Raw genomic sequence first — 19,029 nt, forward strand, 5'->3', positions numbered from 1 at the left:
ACTCGAGGGAGAAAACCAATGAAAACAAAGACGATTTTGCATCGTCGGGGCGCGTTCGCGCCGTCGATCCTGGCCGTGTCGGTGGCGGCGGCCTGCTGGGCGCCGGATAGTCAGGCGTTTCGCTTCGGTTCCGAGGAAGGGTTGTCGGGGAGCCTCGACAGCACGATTTCGTTCGGCGTCGCGAGCCGGCTCGAATCGCCGAGCTGTTCGATAATCAGCAACGACAGCGGCGGCTGCAACAACACGACGAACAACGAGCTGCACACCAAGCAGGCCGGAAACGGCTACGCGAACGCCGACTTCAACTACACCCAGTTCGACGACGGCAACCTCAACTACGACGAGGACGACATTGTTTCCGCGGCGTTGAAAGGCACGCACGACCTGTCGCTGAAGTACCCCGGTGGCTGGAGCGCGCTCGCCCGGGTGAACTGGTTCCATGACTGGAAGGCGGACGACACCGAGCGCACCGACGTCGCGAGCGAGGCGACCGACGATGCGACGCTGCTCGACCTGTGGGTCGCGAAGACGTTCAGCCTCGGCGACCGTCGCGGCAAGGTGAAAGTCGGCAACCAGGTGCTCTCGTGGGGCGAGGACATCTTCATCGTCGGCGGCGTGAACCAGATCAACGCGATCGACCTGCAGAAATTCCACGTGCCGGGCACGCAGCTGAAGGAAATTTTCATCCCGGCGCAGATGATTTCGGCTTCGATGGACCTGACCGAGCAGCTCGGCGTCGAGGGGTACTACCAGTGGCGCTGGAACGGCTTCAAGTTCGACCCGTCCGGCACGTTCTTCTCGACGGTCGACGTGCTCGGCAAGGGGCGGCGCATCGCATACGTGCCGACGAGCATCATCGAGGACTTTGCCGGCGTCGGCGCCTGCGCAGGCCTGCCGAACGGTCGCTGCGGTGACGATCCCGGTCTTCCCGATGCCGATCTCATCGCCGAAGGCCTGGCAGTGCCCTATCTCGGCCAGGACGAGCCGAAGAAAGGCGGCCAGTACGGCGTGAATTTCCGCTACAACGCCGAGGAGATCGACACCGAGTTCGCGTTCACGTATCAGCGCTACCACGACAAGCTGCCGTTCCTCGGCTTCACCGGCACTCCGGAAGGCGCCGTCACCGGCTACTTCCTCGCGTACGGCGAGGACAAGGACCTGTACGCGATCTCGGCGAACACCAAGCTGATGAACATCGCCGTCGGTGCGGAATTGTCTTACCGGCCCGACGACAGCGTCGGCGTCGACCCGACGGTGCCGTTCGCGGGGAGGTTCAGCAGCTACGAGAACGGCAGGCATCCCGGTTTCGTCGAGGAGGAGAAATACCAGTTCCACCTCACCGGCTTCTACACGTTCTCGCACAACGATCCGCTCGGCGGCATCGCGAAGGCGCTGGGCGCGGTCGACGGTTTCATCCTCGCCGAGGCCGCGGTCGCGCATTACCCGGGTCTCGACCGCAGCGGCGTGACGCCGTACTTCCTGCCCGACTATTCGCTGCCGGACAAGACCTCGTGGGGCTACGTCGTCGAAGCGGCGCTGAACTACCCGAACGCGTGGGGCACCGGAGTCACGCTGACGCCGCAGATCGACTGGTACCACGACGTCAATGGCACGACGCCGAACGGGCTGCCGTTCGTCGAAGGGCGCAAGGCGCTGACGCTGTCGCTGTTCGCGAACTACCGCGACAACTGGAAAGGCGGGATCCAGTGGGTCAACTTCTCCGGCGGCGGCGCGAACAACCTGATGCGCGACCGCGACTTCCTGGCCGCGAGCATTTCGCGTTCGTTCTGAGTTAGAGCGCCGGCGCGGCGGGAGCTTTCCGCCGTGCCGGCCTGACGGATACCCAACATGATCGAGACACTGGTGCGTGCGTTGCAGCAGGCGTGCTTCCGGCACCGCCCGATGATCCTGCTCGCGCTGCTTGGCTTCACCGTGGTGATGGCGGTGTTCGCTTCCCGCCTCGAAATGAGCGCCGGCTTCGACAAGCAGCTGCCGCAGGACCATGAATACATTCAGACTTTCAACCAGTACCGCGATGTGCTGTTCGGCGCCAACCGCATCATCGTCACCGTCGAGGCGAAGAACGGCGACGTCTGGAACGAGAAGGCGCTGACGAAACTCCACGATGTCACCCAGGCGGTGTTCTTCATGAAGGGCGTCGACCGCCGCACGGTGACGTCCCTATGGACCCCGAACGCGCGGGCGGTGCAGATCACCGAGGAGGGCATGCGGGCCGAGGACGTGATCGGCGGCGACGTCACCGTCAAGGCGCTCACCGACGACAACATCGCGGCGATCCGCGAGCGCACAATCGTCGGCGGCTTCATCGGCAGCCTCGTCGCGAACGACTCGTCGTCGGCGATGGTCGTCGCCGAACTGGCCGATCCCGATCCGCAGACCGGTGAACGGCTCAATTACCAGGAATTCAGCGAGCGCCTCGAGCGCGAAATCCGCGACGCCTTCACCGACGACGACATCCGCATCCGCATCATTGGCTTCGCGAAGCAGATGGGCGACATCTCGGAAGGGGCGACCAGCGTCATCGAGTTCTTCGCGCTCGCGTTCCTGCTCACTGCCGCGGCGGTCTACTGGTACACCCGCTCGCTGATGCTGACTTTCCTGCCGCTCGCCTGCTCGCTGGTGTCGGTGGTATGGCAGTTCGGCACGATCACGCTGCTCGGCTTCGGCCTCGACCCGCTCGCGATCCTGGTGCCGTTTCTGGTGTTCGCGATCGGCGTGTCGCACGGCATCCAGCAGGTGAACTACATTGCCAAGGAGGTCATCAACGGCGCCGACGGCTACACCGCAGCGAGCCGCAGCTTCACGGGCCTGTTCGTGCCCGGCACGCTCGCGCTGATCACCGCCTTCGTCGGCTTCGCGACGCTGGTGCTGGTGCCGATCCCGATGATCCGCGAGCTCGCGATCACCGCCTCGGTCGGCGTCGCCTACAAGATCGTCACGAACCTGATCATGCTGCCGGTGGTCGCGAGCTATTTCCGCTTCGACGACGCTTTCGTGCTGCGCGCGGGCAAAGTCGAGGCGATGCGCAACCGCATGATGTCGACGCTCGGTGTGCATATCGCAAACCCGCGCAACGCCGCGATTGGCACGCTGGTGTGCCTCGTGCTGATGGGCATCGCAGTCTGGCAGAGCCAAGGCCGCCACGTCGGCCACGTGCTGCCCGGTGCACCGGAACTGCACGACGATTCGCGCTACAACCAGGACGTCGAAGCGGTCGTCGGGCGCTACGGCCTCGGTCTCGACTTGCTGACGGTGGTCGTCGAATCGCCTGCGGACGGTTGCTACCGCCACGACGTCATGAGCTATGTTGACCGCTTGACGTGGTATCTCGCGAACGTGCCCGGCGTGCTGTCGGCGCAGTCGCTGCCGAGCATGACGAAGCTCGCCGCGTCCGGAGTCAACGAGGGCAACCCGAAATGGGCCGCGCTGCCGCGCGAGGAGCTGACGCTCGGCGAAGCGGTGCGCCAGGTGCCTGAAGGCATGCGGCTTTTCAACGCCGACTGCACGCTGCTGCCGGTGAATCTTTATCTGGCCGACCACAAGGCGTCGACGATCGAAGGGGTCGTCGCCGCAGTGAAGCATTTCCGCGCGATGCAGCCGTTCGACGGCGTCACCGTGCGGCTCGCGAGCGGCAACGCCGGCGTGCAGGCGGCGACGAACGAAGTCGTCGAGCATTCCGAACTCCCGATGATGCTCTACGTGTATGCAACGATCTTGGTGCTGGTGTTCGCGGTGTATCGCGACTGGCGCGCGATGATCGCGTGCTGCGTGCCGCTGACGTTGGCGACTTTCCTCGGCTACTGGTTCATGAAGGAGCTCGACATCGGGCTCACGGTCGCGACCTTGCCGGTGATGGTGCTGGCGGTCGGGATCGGCGTCGACTACGCGTTCTACATCTACAACCGCCTGCAGATGCACCTCGCGCATGGCGACGACATCGTCACGGCGTTCAAGCAGGCGCTGCGCGAGATCGGCGTCGCGACGGTATTCACCGCGGTGACGCTGTCGATCGGTGTCGCGACGTGGTCGTTCTCGGCGCTCAAGTTCCAGGCCGACATGGGGATGCTGCTGACCTTCATGTTCATGATGAACATGATTATGGCGATCACGCTGCTGCCGGCGCTGGCGGTCACGATCGACATGCTGATTCCGCGCCGCGGCCCGGTCCGCGCGCCGCTGATGGCTCACTGAGGAGATGCCCGTGAAAAGATCGAACCGATTCACGCGCGGCATCGTGGTACTGGGCCTGGCGATCGGCGCCTTGGCGTGCGCGGCCGCCCCGGCCGCTCCGGACAGCATCACGACGACCGTGCCGGCGATGAAAGCAAGGCTCGCAGCGAAAGTGCCGCTGACCGGCATCGCACGCGCCGGCAACACGCTCGTCGCAGTCGGCGACTACGGCATGGTCGTGCGCTCGACTGACGGCGGCAATACCTGGCAGCAGGCCGAAGGGCCCGTCAGCGCGCTGCTGACAGCGGTGCATTTCGTCGATGAGCGGCACGGCTGGGCGGTCGGCCATGGCGGTGTGATCCTCGGCAGCGACGATGGCGGCGCGAGCTGGAAGCTGCTCGAGGTGCTCGACGAGCGCCCGGTGCTGCTGTCGGTGCATTTCCTCGACGCCAAGCGGGGCTACGTCACGGGTGCCTACGGCGTGGCGTTCCGCACCGCGGACGGCGGGCGCAGCTGGACGCCGATGGCGGTGGGCAGCGGCCAGGATGCCGACTACCACCTCAACCACCTGTTCTCGGTGCGCGACGGCACGCTGTTCATTGCGGGCGAAAGCGGCCTGGCGTTCCGCTCGACCGATCGTGGCGCGAGCTGGACGAAGCTCGATACCGGCGTGTCCGGCTCGCTATGGAGCGGATTCGAGCTCGGCGGCGGCGAAGTCGTGTTGCTCGGCATGAGCGGCAAGGTCATCACGAGCCGGGACGGCGGCGATACCTGGCAGGCGCGAGACACCGGCACCGAGCAGTCGCTGACTTCCGGCATCACGACGACCGACGGCGGCGTGATCGTCGTCGGAGCGGGCGGCGTGGTGTTGCGCGGCAAGGGCAGCGGCCCGCTGCAGCTGGAAATCCGGCCCGACCGGCAGAACCTCGCCGCGGTGATGACGGCCCCGGACAGCGGTGGCGTCGTCGTGGCCGGACAACTCGGCGTCGAGCGGCTCGTGCCGGCGCGCTAATTCAGGACATTCCGTGGAGACCTCCGCATGTTGACAAAACTGATGGCGCTGCTGTCCGGCGAACTCCAGCCCGAAGGACTGGAAACCGGTCCGTTCGAGCGACGCCATATTGCCGTCGCAGTCCTGCTGCTCGAGGCGATGTACATCGACCATCGCGCCACCGAGCGTGAGCACGCGGCTGTCGGCCGCCTGCTGCACAAGCATTTCGGCCTGGCGGAGGACGTCGCACGCCAGCTCGTGGCCATCGCCGACGAACGTTTCGCCGAGGTGCTCGACGACTGGGAGTTCGCTGAAGCGGTGCGTGCGGGCTTCGACGCGGCCGAGCGGCAGGAGGTGCTGACGATGTTGTGGGAGGTGGCCTATGCGGATGGCGATCTCGTCCGTCTCGAGGACCGCCTGATGAACCGGCTCGCGAAGCAGCTCGAAATCGGGCCGCAAGCGGCGGATGCGGCTCGAGCCGCCGCGGTGGCGCGCGCCGGGCTGCTCGACGATGGTGCCGGCGGAAGCTGACAGGGACGAGAGGCGCAACGATGAGCATTCCTCAAAATAAAGAACCACTTGGGTGGAAACGGAGGGCGATGTGAAGGCGCAAATGAGCGAGGCGTTTCGCGAAGGGGTTCGCGACGGGATTCGCGACGCAATGCAGTATGGGGCGAGGATCGCGGGCGTTCTGGCCGTCGCGACAGGCGTGGCCGGTGTGGCGCACGCGGCGAACGGTGACGCCGCGGCGCAGCAGCTGCTCGAGGCGAAGTGCGGCGCCTGTCACTTGGACAACGGCAAGCTGAACCGCATTTCGGAGATCCGCAAGAGCCCGGAAGGCTGGGACATGACGGTCGTGCGCATGGGCATCTGGCACAAGGTCGAGCTGACGCCCGGTGAGCGGCAGACGATCGTCAAATACCTCGCCGACCGACAGGGCCTCGCGCCGTCGGAGAGCGCGGCCTACCGTCCGCTCACCGAGCGCCAGCCGAACATGCAGGACACTGCGCCCGACGAGGAACTCGCGCAGATGTGCGGACGCTGCCACAGCTATGGACGCGTCGCGCTGCAGCGGCGTGACGAAGGCGAATGGCGCAAGCTGATGCACACGCACCTGGGCCAGTTCCCGAGTGCGGAATACTCGGCGATGGGCCGCGACCGCAACTGGTGGGAGATCGCCCGCGATCAGATGCCCGTGCGACTGGCAGCGCTGTACCCGAAGGACACGCCGGCCTGGCGCGAATGGCGCAGCGCGAAGCATCGCCCTGCGACGGGGAACTGGGTCGTCGCTGGCGAGCGCCCGGGCTGGGGGGCGTACACCGGCACGATGACGGCGCGCGCGGCCGGGCCGGATCGCTACGAAGTCAGCTACGAGCTGCGCTTTGGCCCCGGCAACACGGTGCGCGGGCAGGGCGACGCGATCGTCTACACCGGCTACGAATGGCGCGGCTCGGCGAAGCTCGGCAACGAGGACACGCGCTCGATCTTCGCGCTGAGCCCCGATGGTTCGCGCATGTCGGGACGCTGGTTCCTCAAGGGAGCCGACGAGATCGGTGCACGCTTCGAAGCGGTGCGCGCCGACGACGCGGTGAAGAACGAGCTCGTCTCGGTCACGCCGCGGATGCTGCGCAACGGCGCGACGGCGGACCTGACGCTCGCCGGCGTCGCGCTCGACGCGAAAGTCGACTTCGGCCCCGGCATCGAAGTCGTCGAATGGCTCGGCACATCGCCCGGCGGGCTGAAAGTGCGCGTCCGCGTCGCGGCCGATGCGCCCGAAGGGGTGCGCAAGGTCGTCGTCGGCGGCCGCGAGTCCGCGCAGACCGTCGCGGTGTTCAAACGCTTCGACGCAGTGCGCGTCGAGCCCGCGTTTGCGGTCGCGCGGCTCGGCGGCGGCACCGTGGCGCCGATGAGCGCGCAGTTCGACGCCATCGCCTTCCTCAACGGCGCGGACGGCAAACCGGGAACCGACGACGACATCCGCCTCGGCAGCGTGCCCGCGAAATGGTCGACCGAGCCGTTCGACGACCGGGCGCGCCACGACGAGGACGCGCGCTACGCCGGTCACATGGCGCCGCACGGCCAGTTCGTGCCGTCGTTCGGTGGTCCCAATCCGCTACGACGCGGCGGCATCAACAACGTCGGCAACCTGTCGGTCATCGCGACGGTCGCCGACGGCGACCAGACGCTTAACGGCAAGGGCCAGCTGATGGTGGTTGCGCAGCGCTGGAACCCGACACCGCTGCGCTGAAGGAGACATCCCGTGACGACATTGCAGGTGCAGGCCCACAACTATCGTTCGATCCGCTCCGGCGGCCGGCATGTCCTGCTGCACGTGCCGACGACGTCGATCTTCGAGCTCGATCCGGCCGCGACCGACCTGCTCGGGCTGTTCGAGTCGACGCCCGCGGTCGCCGCCGACGACATCCAGGCGCGCTTCGACGGGCGTTATTCGCCGGGTGAGCTGTGCGACAGTCTCAGCGACTTCATCGAGCTGGGGATCGTCGCACCGCAGCCGAAGCACTACGAGATCCCGCCGCGGCTGGTCGAGCGCTCGCCGCTGAAGACCCTCGTGCTGACGCTGACGACCGGCTGCAACCTCGGCTGCAGCTACTGCTACCGCGAGGACCTGACGTCGCCGAAGAACTCGTCGGTGATGGACTACCAGACCGGCACGCGCTCGATCGATCTGCTGCTCGCCGAAGCGAGCGAGAACGAGCGCGTCGCAGTGGTGTTCTTCGGCGGCGAGCCGCTGACGCGCATCGCGGTGATCCGCGACCTCGTCGAATACGCCGAACAGAAGGCCGCGGCCGCCGGCAAGGACGTCGAGTTCTCGCTGACGACCAACGCGACGCTGCTCACCGACGACGTCATCGATTTCCTCGATGCGCACCGCTTCGGCATCACCGTCAGCATCGACGGCGGCGAAGCGCAGCACGACCGGCATCGCCGCACGATCGCCGGCGGCGGCACTTACAAGACGGTCGCGATGCGCGTGCAGCGCCTGCTCGAACGCTACAAGTCGCGCCCGGTCGGCGCCCGCGTGACGCTCGCCTCGGGCAACGTGGACGTCGCCGGCATTTACCGGCACCTGCACGACGAGCTCGGCTTCTTCGAAGTCGGCTTCGCGCCGGCGACCGCGGGGCCGGATTCCCCGGTCGGGCTGTCGCCGCAGGAGCTCGACGAAGTGTTCGCGGCGATGCAGGCGCTCGGCCGCGAATACGTCGGCGAAGCCAAGCGCGGCCGGCGCCACGGCTTCGGCAACATGCACCAGCTGATGACCGACCTGTGGATGGGTACGCGCAAGGTGCTGCCGTGCGGCGCCGGCGTCGGCCTGCTCGCGGTCGGGACGACCGGCAAGATCTCGCTGTGCCACCGCTTCACCGGCTCCGACTCCGACCTCGCCGGTTTCGGCGACGTGACGAGCGGCATCGCGCGCGAGTCGCTGTCCGGTTTCGTCACCGCCGCGCAGAACCCGCATGCCACGTGCCGCACGTGCCCGGCGCGAAGCCTGTGCGCCGGCGGCTGCTACCACGAATCGTATTCCCGCTACGGCGACCCGTTCCTGCCGACTTTCGAGTACTGCGAGCAGATCCGTGCGTGGATCGCGTTCGGCCTCGAAGCCTTCGGCGAGATCGCGATCGCCAATCCGGCCTATTTCAACGCCTCCAACGGACAAAGGAGTGCCAGACAATGAAACGCTTGCGAGCCCTCAACCACAAGGCACAGCTGCTCGAACACGCTGTGCAGGAAGGCAACGGCGAGGAAGTGCAGCTGATGAGCAGCGTCGTCGGCTGCACGACGACTTTCGATCCGGGCTGGGAAGTCGACGCCTTCGGCGGACTGGCCAGCCTGTGCCAGCCGATGGAGGCGGATCTCTACGGCTGCACCGATCCGTGCTGGTGGCCGGCGCAGCTCGCCGACGGCCTGAACAGCGCGCGCGACTGGACCGACGGCAAGAACTCGGCGCTGCGCGACTGGCGCGAGCTGCAGACCCTGTTCCCGGGAGATTGAGCATCATGAAGAAACTGCTCGTTGCGCTGTGCTGCATTGCGGCATCGGCGTCCGCGATCGCCGCGGAATACCTGCTGACGGTGACGCGGCCGAACACCTTGCACGTCATCGACCCGGCCAAGCGCGAAGTCGTGCGTTCGATCACGATCCCCGGCGATGGCGTGCCCGGCACGATCACGGTGCCGAAAGATGGCAAAGTCGCCTACGTGCTGACCAACCGCATGGAAAGCGTCGTCGGCATCGACCTCGACAGCGGCAACCAGGTTTTCCGCGCCGACTTCTCGAGTCCCGGCAAGCGCATCAAGGGCTTTTTTGCCGCCGCCGTCAGCGAGGACGGGCGCGAGCTGTACGTGCACCAGGCGCCGGTCGTGCTCGGGCGCTCCGAGTACCAGGTCGAGGACACTTACATCGCGGTGTTCGACACCGCCGACGGCGTCGGCGCGAAGCCGCGCCGCACGTTCCCGGCGCCGCGCCGCATCAGTCTCCTCGCGCCGACCGGCAACAAGGACCACCTGCTCGCGCTCGGCTGGGACATGTATCTGTTCAACACCCGCAGCGGGACGATCGAGAAGACTTTCCCGATCCGCCACTGGGATCGCCCCGGCCTCGGTGAGCCGGACGTCCTGGCGATGTGGGGAACGTTCGAGCAGGCGCGCGCGCTGAGCACGCCGTATTTCGTCGCCAACACCGCTGCCGCGCCCGATTCCGCGGACGCGTTCAAGGCCGGCATTGCGGTGTTCGACCTCGACGCCGAGACGCTGAAGACGGTCGAGTTCGAGAACGCGCAGACGGCGATGTTCTCGTCGGTGATCAATCCGGCCGCTCGCAACGAAGCTTTCCTCGTCATGAACCAGCTGTCGAAAGTCGATACCGAAACCGGCAAGCTGATCAAGCGCGTCGACCTCGAGCAGACGTTCTACGCCGTCAATATCTCGGGCGACGGCAAGGAAGTCTATATCGGCGGGGCGCTCGACAAGATCGCGATCCACGACGCCGAGACACTCGAGAAAACCGGCGAGATCATGATGCCGGGCGGGGCGGATCAGTCGATCGGATGGCTGCGGGTCGTGAAGCGCTGACGAGCGTCGCCGCGTGATCGCGCTGCGGAAAAAAGGATCGCTGCCGCTGCAGGCGCTCGCGTGGGCGTGGCCGACCGTGCGCGGCCGCGCGGGCGCCGTAGGCGGCATTGTCGTGCTGTCCTTCCTCGCGTCGGGCGCCGCGCTGCTGCCGCCGTATCTCACGCAGCGCCTCGTCGATGACGGTATCGTCGGCGGGCGCATGGACGTGGTGCTGCAGCTGTGCGGCGCGTTCCTCGCGCTGCTCGTCGCCGGCGTCGCGATCGAAGCCGTTTCCCGGCTCGCGTATCTGAAGCTGTCCGCGCACGTGCTGTTCGGCCTGCGCGAACAGATCTACCGCCACCTCCAGACGCTCGCGCCGACTTACTACGCGCGCACCCGCGGCGGCGAGATCCTGTCGCGGCTCGACGGCGACGTCGCCGAAGTGCAGCGTTTTGCGATCGACGCGCCGATGGGGCTCCTCAATGCGGCGTTCTCGCTGGTCGTCGCGCTGGCGCTGATGCTGTCGCTGAGCCCGCTGCTGACCGCGCTGGTGTTCGCACTCGTGCCGCTACATGTCGCGGCGCTGCTCGGGTCGCGCGGATGGCTCGAGCGCAGCGCCCAGGCGGTGCGGCAGCAGAGCGCGGCGATGTCGAGCTTTTTCGTCGAATCGCTGCGTGCAATGAAGTTCATCCAGGCGACGAATGCCGGCGCGCGCCAGGAGGCCGAGCTGCGCGCGCATCATGGCGACTATTTCGCGGCGCTGCGGCGCTCGCAGGTCGCTTCGCTCGGCGCCGGGGGCGTGCAGCGCATCCTGTCGGGGCTCGGCGTGTTGCTGGTGTTCGCGGTCGGTGGCAGCCTCGCGGCGGCGGGCGAACTGACCGTCGGCGTCGTCGTCGCGTTCATTGCCTACACGACTCGCGCCGCCGGTCCGCTGCAGACTGCGGCCGGCGTTTTCATGGGCTGGCAGCGGGCGAAAGTCAGCCTGCAGCGGATCCGCGAACTGGCCGCCGAACTGCCGACGGTCACGTCGCCGGCCGAGCCCGTCGCGCTCGCCCGGCCGGTGCGCGGCGACCTCCGCCTCGTCGGCGTGCGTTTCGGCTACGGCGAGACGCGCGTGCTCGACGGCGCGTCGCTCGACATCCCGGCTGGCCGCAAGCTCGCCTTGGTCGGCGCGTCCGGCGCCGGCAAATCGACGCTGATCGATTTGCTGCAGCGTCATTACGATCCGGCCGCCGGACACATCCTGCTTGACGGCGTGCGGCTCGATCGGCTCGATCTTGCCGAGTTGCGGCGGCGCGTCGTCGTCGTCGATCAGGACCCGGTGCTGATGCCCGGCAGCGTGCGCGACAACCTGCGCTTCGTCGCGCCGGACGCCGACGAGCCGGCGCTGCTGCGCGCGCTCGACCTCGCCGGTCTCGCGCGCTTCGCCCACGCCGGCGGCCTCGACAAGGCAGTCGGCGCGTCGGCGTCGGCGCTGTCCCGCGGCGAACGGCTGCGCATCGCGCTCGCCCGCGCGATCCTGCAGGACCCGGCGGTGCTGATCCTCGACGAGACGACCTCCGGGCTCGATCTGCCGGTCGCCCAAGCGATCGTCATGGCGGTCGATCGCGTGTTCGCCGGGCGCACCCGTATCGTCATCACGCACAACCTCGCATCCGTCGGAGAGCTCGACGGCGTCGTCGAACTGCGTGACGGCATGCTGGTCGAGCAGCCGCCGGTGCGAGCGCCGGCGCCGCTGCTGAGGGCCGTATGAAACTGCGCGTCGGCATCGTCGATGGCGGTTTCGAGCGCGTGCCGCCGGCGGCGCTGCACGCCGCCGCGCAGTTCGCCAGCGGCGACTTCGATGGCGCCGAGTCGTCCGATGGGGGCGTACGCTGCGAAGCGCCGCATCGCCCTGCGCTGCCGCACGGCGAATGCGTCGCCGCGCTGGTCCTCGATGCGGCGCCGACCGCGTGCCTGCTCGACGCGCGCGTCGCCGCGCTCGCCCGACCCGCGACGCCGCGCCTCGTCGCCGCAGCGATCGACTGGTGCGTCGCCGAAGGGGCCCGGGTCGTCAACCTGAGCCTCGGCCTCGCCGACGACCGCCGCGTGCTGCGCGAAGCCTGCGAGCGGGCCGTGGGGCAGGGCGTGCTGCTCGTCGCCGCAGCGCCGGCGCGCGGCTCGCCGGTCTATCCGGCGCGTTATCCCGGCGTGCTCGCGGTGAGCGGTGATGCGCGTTGCGCTCCTGACCAATGGTCGCGGCTCGATCCGGCGAGCGCAGCCGGCGCCGCGTGGGGAACCTGTCCCGACGCGCCCGGCGGACGCCCCGGTGGCGCGAGCATGGCGGCGGCGCGCTTTGCCGGCATCGTCGCGAATCACCTCGTGCAGCACCCCGACGCGGGCCTTCGCGGGCTCCTCGACCACCTCGCGGCCTATGCCATCTGGCACGGGCGCGAAAACAGAAGAATCGCGGAGACCGATTCATGACCTCGACCTCAACCCCGACCGCTTCGATTACGCCAAACCCTCCTGCTGGTCCGATCGAGCTCGGCTTCGCGCTCGTCGACGAGCGTGAGCTGGCCGCGTTCGCGCGCCATGAGCGTGTCACGCGCGACGACTATCTCGAACAGCTCGGCGACGCGCGACAGTGCGTCACGCTGCCCGACGACGCCGAGCCGACGCATTTCTTCCTCGGCAGCGAGTTCTGCGAGCACCTGCTGCCGAGCGTCGAGGCGATCGATCGCGCCGTGGCCCTGTGCGAGCGCTGGGGAGTCACGTTCGGCCTCGTCACGCCGATCGCCTGCGACAGCCTGTTCGAGCCGCTTCGCGCCGCGTTCGCGCGCCTGCCTGCGGGCGCCGAAGTGACCGTCAACGACTGGGGCGTCGCGCGCGTCGTGCAGCGCGAATTCCCGGATCTGCGGCCGGTCGCCGGGCGCCTGCTCGGGAAGATGCTGAAGGACCCGCGGCTGCCGTCCGCGACGTGGGCGCGCATGTACCCGAACGGCCTGCGCGCCGGCCCGTTCCGCGAAATCCTCGACAATCTCGGCATCGGCCGCCTGGAACTCGACTTCCCGCCGTTCGGCGCTGCCGACATGTATGCCGGCATCGATTTCCCTGTCGGCGTACGCGCGCCGTATGGCTACATCGCGAAGGGCCGCATCTGCAAGCTCGGTTCGCTGGCGCTCGATGTACCGGAAAAATTTTCGCCCGGCCACCGCTGCCGCCGCGAATGCCTCGGCTTCTCCGAAGTCGGTGCCCGCCCCGGCACGCGTGAGCTGCAGACTTCACAGCGCGGCAACACGATGTATTACCGCCACGCGCCTGGCATGACGGCGGCAATCGCCGAGGCGGTTGCGAATGGCTGGGTCAGCCGTATCGTCCTGTCGGGAGCCTGACATGAAGCCCCCACGCTCGCTTTGTTCGCTGCCCCCCGAGGGGGTTGAGGCCTCCCTTGGGGGCGGCCCTACGGGAGTCCTATGAAAATCACTGCACCGATCAGCACGCCTGCCGAAGTCGAACCGCTGGTGCGGGCCGGCGCGCGCGAACTGTATTGCGGCGTCGTGCCGCCGGACTGGATCCGGCGTTTCAACACTTCGGGCGTCAATCGCCGCGTGTTCGGCAACCTCAACGGCTATGCCGACCTCGAGCGCGTCATCGACAACGCGCACACGCTCGATGCCGAAGTGTTCCTCGTCCTCAACGCGCAGCAATACGGCGAGCAGCACCTCGACGCGCTGACCGAAATCGCCGCGCACTTTCGCAGCATCGGCGGCAACGCCGCGATCGTCGCCGACATCTCGCTGATCGCCTCGCTCACGGCGAACGTCCCGGATCTCGCGATCCACGTCAGTTCGGTCGCGACCTGCCGCAACGTCGAATCGGCGCGCTTTTTCGCGCAGCTCGGCGCGCGCCGCATCATCCTGCCGCGCGACGTCACCGTTGCGGAAATCTCCGCGATCGCAACCGAACTCCCCGAGCTCGACATCGAAGCCTTCGTCCTCAACGACGGCTGCGTGTTCGAGGAGGGCACGTGCCACACCGTGCATCTGCCGATGAACAAGGGCGGACCGATCTGCATCGACAACTACCAGTTCGAATACCGCGCGGCGAGCGGCGAAGCGCCTGCCGAACGGGCGCTGCGGCGGCTGGAAAAAAACGACCAGGACTACAAGCGCTGGCTGTGGTATCGCTTCGGCAACGGTTTTTCGGTCGCGCCGAACGGCTACCCGTGGGGCCCGTGCGGCCTTTGCGCAATGCCGGCGATGCACGCGGCAGGGGTGCATTCGGTGAAGATCGCCGGGCGCGAAGGGGCGAGCGAGCGCAAGGTGAAGAGCGTCGAGCTCGTCCATGAGGTGTTGCGCCGCATCGAGGACGGCGAACCGGAGACGAAAGTCCGCGAATGCGCAGTCGGACTGCGCGACGCGCCGAGCCACTGCGCGAGCGGTTACATGTGCTATTACCCGGAGAAGCGCAGCCAGCCGGAGATCCCCGTTCACGCACAACCCGCCTGAAGTCGCTGCCGGAGCGCCTCCGGCATCGGACGTGCTGTCATCCCGCCGCGACCGGATCGCTTCCGAAGTTCGTCACGAACGATGTCCTGGCCGCTCCTGCAAGCGCTGGTTGCTGCCGACACTTTCGTTCGGCCTCGGGCAGCGGCGCGGCGCATCCTGCATCAGGTTTTTCTGACATACTATTTACATCGTGGCCGTCTCCTCCGGGAGGTTTCATGGATACCCTTTCCGCTGCCTTTGTCCCGCTCCTTTACGGCGGGCTCGGCAACCTCGCGGCGTATCTCGCGGCACACGTGCTTCTTTGCCTGCTGCCGGCTTTTTTCATTGCCGGCGCGATGGCGGCGCTGATCCCGAAGGAAACGATCACGCGCTTTCTCGGACGCAATTCGAGCAAGGCCGTGTCGTATCCCGCCGCCGCTGCGGCAGGCTCGCTGCTGGCGGTCTGTTCGTGCACGATCGTTCCGCTGTTCGCGGGGATCTACCGGAAAGGCGCCGGCCTCGGCCCTGCGATCACGTTCCTGTTCTTCGCCCCGGCGGCGAACATCCTCGCCCTGGTCTATACGGGCGGCATCATCGGCCCCGATCTCGCAGCGGCCCGCTTCATCCTGTCGCTGACGTTCGGCATCGGCATCGGGCTGATCATGGCGCTCGTCTTCCGTGCCGACGACGCCGCGCACGACAAGGCGACCGACACCCTGTTTTCGGCGCAACGCGCAGCGGGTATGCAACACGCAGCGCTGCTGTTCCTGCTCGTCTGGATCGCGCTGCTGCTGGCTGGCACGCTCAAGTTGAGCGTCCTGACGGGGACGGCGTTTTCGTTCGATCTCCCCGCGGCGAACGCCGCCGGCTGGCAGGCTGCGCTCGACCGCCTCGTCCCTTATGACGCAGCCAGAGGCGAAGAAGGGGTGTCGGTGCAGGGCGTCGTGCTGATCGCGCTGCTCGTTGCGATCGGCTTCACCGCATGGCGGGGCTTCGAGAACATCCAGGACGGCGTCACCGCCTGGACCCGCGCGAGCCTCGCGCTGATCGGCGTGACCCTGCTGTTTGCGGCGCTGTCGCTGCAGGCCACCCCGGAGGGCCTGCGCGTCGGCCTGACCGGCAAGTTCTTCGGCGTGGCGGCTGCGCTCGCCGTCCTGTATCACGTCGGCTCGCGCCGGCTCGCAACGGAAAACGTTCAGGACTGGCTGTGGGAATCGTGGCGCTTCGTCAAGCAGATCTTTCCGTTGCTGGTGATCGGCGTCTTCCTCGTCGGCGTCATCCGCGTCCTGATTCGGCCGGAATGGATCGAAGCTATCGCCGGCACCAATTCGCTTTCCGGCAACTTGGCAGGCGTCGCCTTCGGCGTGTTCATGTACTTCCCGACGCTCGTCGAAGTTCCCATCGCGAAGATGTTCCTCGATCTCGGGATGCATCGCGGGCCGCTGCTTGCGTACCTGATGTCCGATCCCGAATTGTCGCTGCAGAGCATCCTGATCATCTCGGCGATTCTCGGCAGGAAGAAAACCGCGGTCTACGTCGGCCTCGTTGCGCTGTTCAGTGCCGCGGCCGGCCTGACCTACGGTGCGTGGATCGACGGGATGCCGCTGTTGATCATCACGCTGTGGCTCGCGGCGTTCATCGGGTTGCTCGTGACGTCGGTCAATTTCATGAGCCGCAATACGAAAGCCAAAGCTCTCGGGGGAGTCTGATCATGATCACCATCAAGGTTCTGGGGCCCGGTTGCGCGAATTGCCGCAAGCTGGAGGAGGTCGCGCGACAGGCGGTGGCGTCGGTCGGCGTCGAAGCGGACATCGTCAAGATCACCGACATGGCCACGATCATCGACTACGACGTCATCCAGACGCCGGGTCTCGTCATCAATGAAAAGCTCGTTTCGTCGGGGCGGATTCCGACCGCCTCGACGATCGCCGAGTGGATCAGGACGAGCAGCTGACTGGAAGGGTCGCCGCTCGGGAGCGATCCGGCAATCGAACATCGGACAGTCAATTTGTAACGATGTGTTTCGGCAGCTGTTTGGTGTCGCGAAGCCGACTGCATAACGCATAGGCGTAATGCCTGCCGAAGTCTGGCAGCGCGGGGCGCCCCACGGACTGTCCTGCGCGAACGTCATCGTAGTGGCGGGGCGCGCGAAAGTTGCTCGCGAATGGCTGCTGGGAAAGAATGCTTCACCGCACAAAAATACTGCGTGTGCGGTAGCAATAATCGAGGGTGCAGCGGGGCGGTCACAGCCCGGCACGCTGCACTCGAAGCTGAACCCGGCGGTTCGCGCCGCCACATAGCAGGCCCTGCCCGGACCCTCCGACGGTCCTATTCGGGGCTGAATCCCGGATCGTCGATGAAGCTATTCTCTGCCTGGCCCCGCTGGGTCCAAATCCTTTTTTCCGTCGCCGTGTTTTTCACCGTTGTCGCCGGCTGGGTCGCGTTCGACTACCACAGCCACGCGCCGAGCGCGGCCGGCAAGACCGAACTCGCTCGCCAGTTCGAGTCCGGCCCCCGCATGTGGCTCGATCACCCGCTCGACGCCTCGGTCTTCGCGGACAAGCTTCGACAGGGCGAGATCGCCGCGGCCGGCGTCGATGGCCAGCGCGTGCTCGCGACGACCCGCAGCGGCGAGCAAATCAGCACCGAACTCGTCGCCGGCGACGAAGGACTGCTGGCCGGCCTCGAAACCGCAAGCCGGCAGCAGGGTTTCGCGCTGACCCGCATCAGCATCGACTCGCGCACACTCGGCGAACGCATCCTCGCCAGCACGGGCAGCGTGCTCGAGCGGCTCTTCACGCTGTTGACGGTCGCCGCGATGGTGGTGCTCGGCATCTATCTGCTGCGGCAAGGCACAATGGGCGGCAGCGCGAAAGCCAAGCTTGCCGAGAAGCCGCAGACGAGTTTCGCGGACGTCGTCGGCGCGTCGGATGCCAAGACCTCGCTTCAGCAGGTGACTGCCTTCATGCGTGACCCGCAGAAATATCTCGCGCTCGGGGCGAAGCCGCCGCGCGGCGTGCTTCTCGAAGGTCCGCCCGGAACCGGCAAGACCTTGCTGGCCCGGGCGCTCGCCGGCGAATGCAAGGCCAACTTCATCGCTGTCGATGGCTCGCATTTTTCGAGCATGTTCTACGGCCAAGGCATCGCGAAGGTCCGCGAGCTGTTCGCAACCGCCCGCAAGAATGCCCCCTGCATCATTTTTATCGACGAGTTCGACGGCATCGGCAAGCGCGCGAGCGGTGCGAAAGTCGAGGGCGGGCAGTCCGAAGAGAACCGCATCATCAACAAGCTGCTTGTCGAGATGGACGGTTTCTCGACTTCCGACCACATCATCGTCATCGGCGCGACGAACCACGTCGGCAACGTCGACGAGGCGCTGCGCCGCCCCGGCCGCTTCGACCTCGTCGCGCGCGTCAATCTGCCCACTGTGCACGATCGTCGCGAACTGTTCGAGCTGTGTCTCGCCCGCGTCCGGGCCGAGCCCGCAGCGATCGACGCGGAGGCGCTCGCGCGCGCGAGCAGCGGCCTGTCGCACGCCGACATCACCAACATCGTCAATCGCGCGACGGTGCTGGCGGCGGAGTCTGGCAGCGCTTCGGTGACCCAGGCTCACCTGCACCGTGCGCTCGAGACGCATCAACTCGGCGGCGAAGTCTCGAGCCTCAAAGCCGCGTTCACCGAAACGCACCGCGAGCGCATTGCGGTGCACGAGGCAGGCCACGCGCTGGTTGCCCATGCACTGAAAGCGGGCCGTGTCGAGCGCATCAGCATCGAGCCCCGCGGCCAGGCGCTCGGCGTGACCTTCGTCAGCCGCGAGGACGAAGTGCCGCTGTATGGCGAGCGCGAACTGAAGGCGCGGCTGTCGATGCTGCTGGCCGGCCGTGAGGCCGAACTGATGAATTACGGCAACACGACGTCGGGCGCGGCCGACGACCTCAAGCGGGCCTCGGAACTGGCGATCGAGATGGTCAGCTCGATGGGGTTTTCGAGCCATTTCGGGCTGCTGAGTCTCGCCGGCGTACCCGAAGCCCTGGTCGGGCCGCACATCCAGGAGCGGGCGCTCGGCGAAGCGCGCGCGATGCTCGAAGCGGCGCAGCGTGCGTGCCGCGAGACTCTGGAACGCCATCGTCACGTGCTGCACGCCGTGACCGCAGCGCTGCTGAAGGACGACACGGTTTCCGGCGCGCTGCTGCGCGAGATGTTGCCGGTGCATGATTTCCATATCGACGCGGCAAACGATGCGGCGGCACTGCGTGTTGCGATGGAGACGGCCCCGGGGCCCGTGTAAAGGGCGGTTCCGGGACCTGCC

General features: G+C 67.1%; 15 protein-coding genes. All 15 read left to right on the forward strand.

Annotated elements, in window-relative coordinates; all coding sequences use genetic code 11:
- Positions 1-18: 18 nt before the first annotated feature.
- Positions 19-1,791, forward strand: coding sequence for a DUF1302 domain-containing protein (locus GO608_RS09390; protein ID WP_169200226.1), 1,773 nt, complete (start codon positions 19-21; stop codon positions 1,789-1,791).
- A 57-nt stretch (positions 1,792-1,848) separates the two neighbouring features.
- Positions 1,849-4,212 carry an efflux RND transporter permease subunit gene (locus GO608_RS09395; protein ID WP_169200227.1) on the forward strand — a complete coding sequence of 788 codons (2,364 nt, stop codon included), beginning with the start codon at positions 1,849-1,851 and terminating at the stop codon, positions 4,210-4,212.
- Positions 4,213-4,216: 4 nt separating this feature from the next.
- The gene (locus GO608_RS09400; RefSeq protein ID WP_211159585.1) at positions 4,217-5,203 is read left to right on the forward strand and encodes a WD40/YVTN/BNR-like repeat-containing protein; all 987 of its coding nucleotides are present in this window, start codon (positions 4,217-4,219) and stop codon (positions 5,201-5,203) included.
- Positions 5,204-5,230: 27 nt separating this feature from the next.
- Entirely contained in the window at positions 5,231-5,713 is a 483-nt protein-coding gene (locus tag GO608_RS09405) for a tellurite resistance TerB family protein (RefSeq protein ID WP_169200229.1), read from the forward strand.
- Positions 5,714-5,795: 82 nt separating this feature from the next.
- Complete coding sequence (gene peaA / locus GO608_RS09410; RefSeq protein ID WP_247002973.1) at positions 5,796-7,430, forward strand: quinohemoprotein amine dehydrogenase subunit alpha; 1,635 nt, start codon at positions 5,796-5,798, stop codon at positions 7,428-7,430.
- A gap of 12 nt (positions 7,431-7,442) precedes the next feature.
- Positions 7,443-8,876: a quinohemoprotein amine dehydrogenase maturation protein gene (peaB, locus tag GO608_RS09415; RefSeq protein ID WP_169200231.1), complete on the forward strand. Its 1,434-nt coding sequence runs from the start codon at positions 7,443-7,445 to the stop codon at positions 8,874-8,876.
- Positions 8,873-9,193 (forward strand): quinohemoprotein amine dehydrogenase subunit gamma, encoded by a 321-nt coding sequence (gene qhpC / locus GO608_RS09420; protein WP_053422135.1) that lies wholly within the window; start codon positions 8,873-8,875, stop codon positions 9,191-9,193. The genes peaB and qhpC overlap by 4 nt, the downstream gene beginning before the upstream one ends.
- 5 nt (positions 9,194-9,198) lie before the next feature.
- Positions 9,199-10,272, forward strand: coding sequence for a quinohemoprotein amine dehydrogenase subunit beta (gene peaD / locus GO608_RS09425; protein ID WP_169200232.1), 1,074 nt, complete (start codon positions 9,199-9,201; stop codon positions 10,270-10,272).
- Between the two features lie 13 nt (positions 10,273-10,285).
- Positions 10,286-12,004: an ABC transporter ATP-binding protein gene (locus GO608_RS09430; RefSeq protein ID WP_169200233.1), complete on the forward strand. Its 1,719-nt coding sequence runs from the start codon at positions 10,286-10,288 to the stop codon at positions 12,002-12,004.
- Entirely contained in the window at positions 12,001-12,717 is a 717-nt protein-coding gene (gene qhpE, locus GO608_RS09435; RefSeq protein ID WP_169200234.1) for a subtilisin-like serine protease QhpE, read from the forward strand. The genes GO608_RS09430 and qhpE overlap by 4 nt, the downstream gene beginning before the upstream one ends.
- Positions 12,714-13,625, forward strand: a complete 912-nt coding sequence (locus tag GO608_RS09440) for a hypothetical protein (RefSeq protein ID WP_169200235.1) — start codon at positions 12,714-12,716, stop codon at positions 13,623-13,625. The genes qhpE and GO608_RS09440 overlap by 4 nt, the downstream gene beginning before the upstream one ends.
- An 81-nt stretch (positions 13,626-13,706) precedes the next feature.
- Positions 13,707-14,741, forward strand: a complete 1,035-nt coding sequence (locus tag GO608_RS09445; protein ID WP_169200236.1) for a U32 family peptidase — start codon at positions 13,707-13,709, stop codon at positions 14,739-14,741.
- Between the two features lie 215 nt (positions 14,742-14,956).
- Complete coding sequence (locus tag GO608_RS09450; RefSeq protein WP_169200237.1) at positions 14,957-16,429, forward strand: permease; 1,473 nt, start codon at positions 14,957-14,959, stop codon at positions 16,427-16,429.
- Between the two features lie 2 nt (positions 16,430-16,431).
- On the forward strand, positions 16,432-16,674 hold the full coding sequence (locus GO608_RS09455) for a thioredoxin family protein (protein WP_169200238.1): 243 nt from the start codon (positions 16,432-16,434) through the stop codon (positions 16,672-16,674).
- Between the two features lie 402 nt (positions 16,675-17,076).
- Positions 17,077-19,008 (forward strand): ATP-dependent metallopeptidase FtsH/Yme1/Tma family protein, encoded by a 1,932-nt coding sequence (locus GO608_RS09460; protein WP_169200239.1) that lies wholly within the window; start codon positions 17,077-17,079, stop codon positions 19,006-19,008.
- The last annotated feature ends 21 nt before the right edge of the window (positions 19,009-19,029 follow it).

It is taken from the genome of Aromatoleum buckelii (assembly GCF_012910785.2).
Lineage (GTDB): Bacteria > Pseudomonadota > Gammaproteobacteria > Burkholderiales > Rhodocyclaceae > Aromatoleum > Aromatoleum buckelii.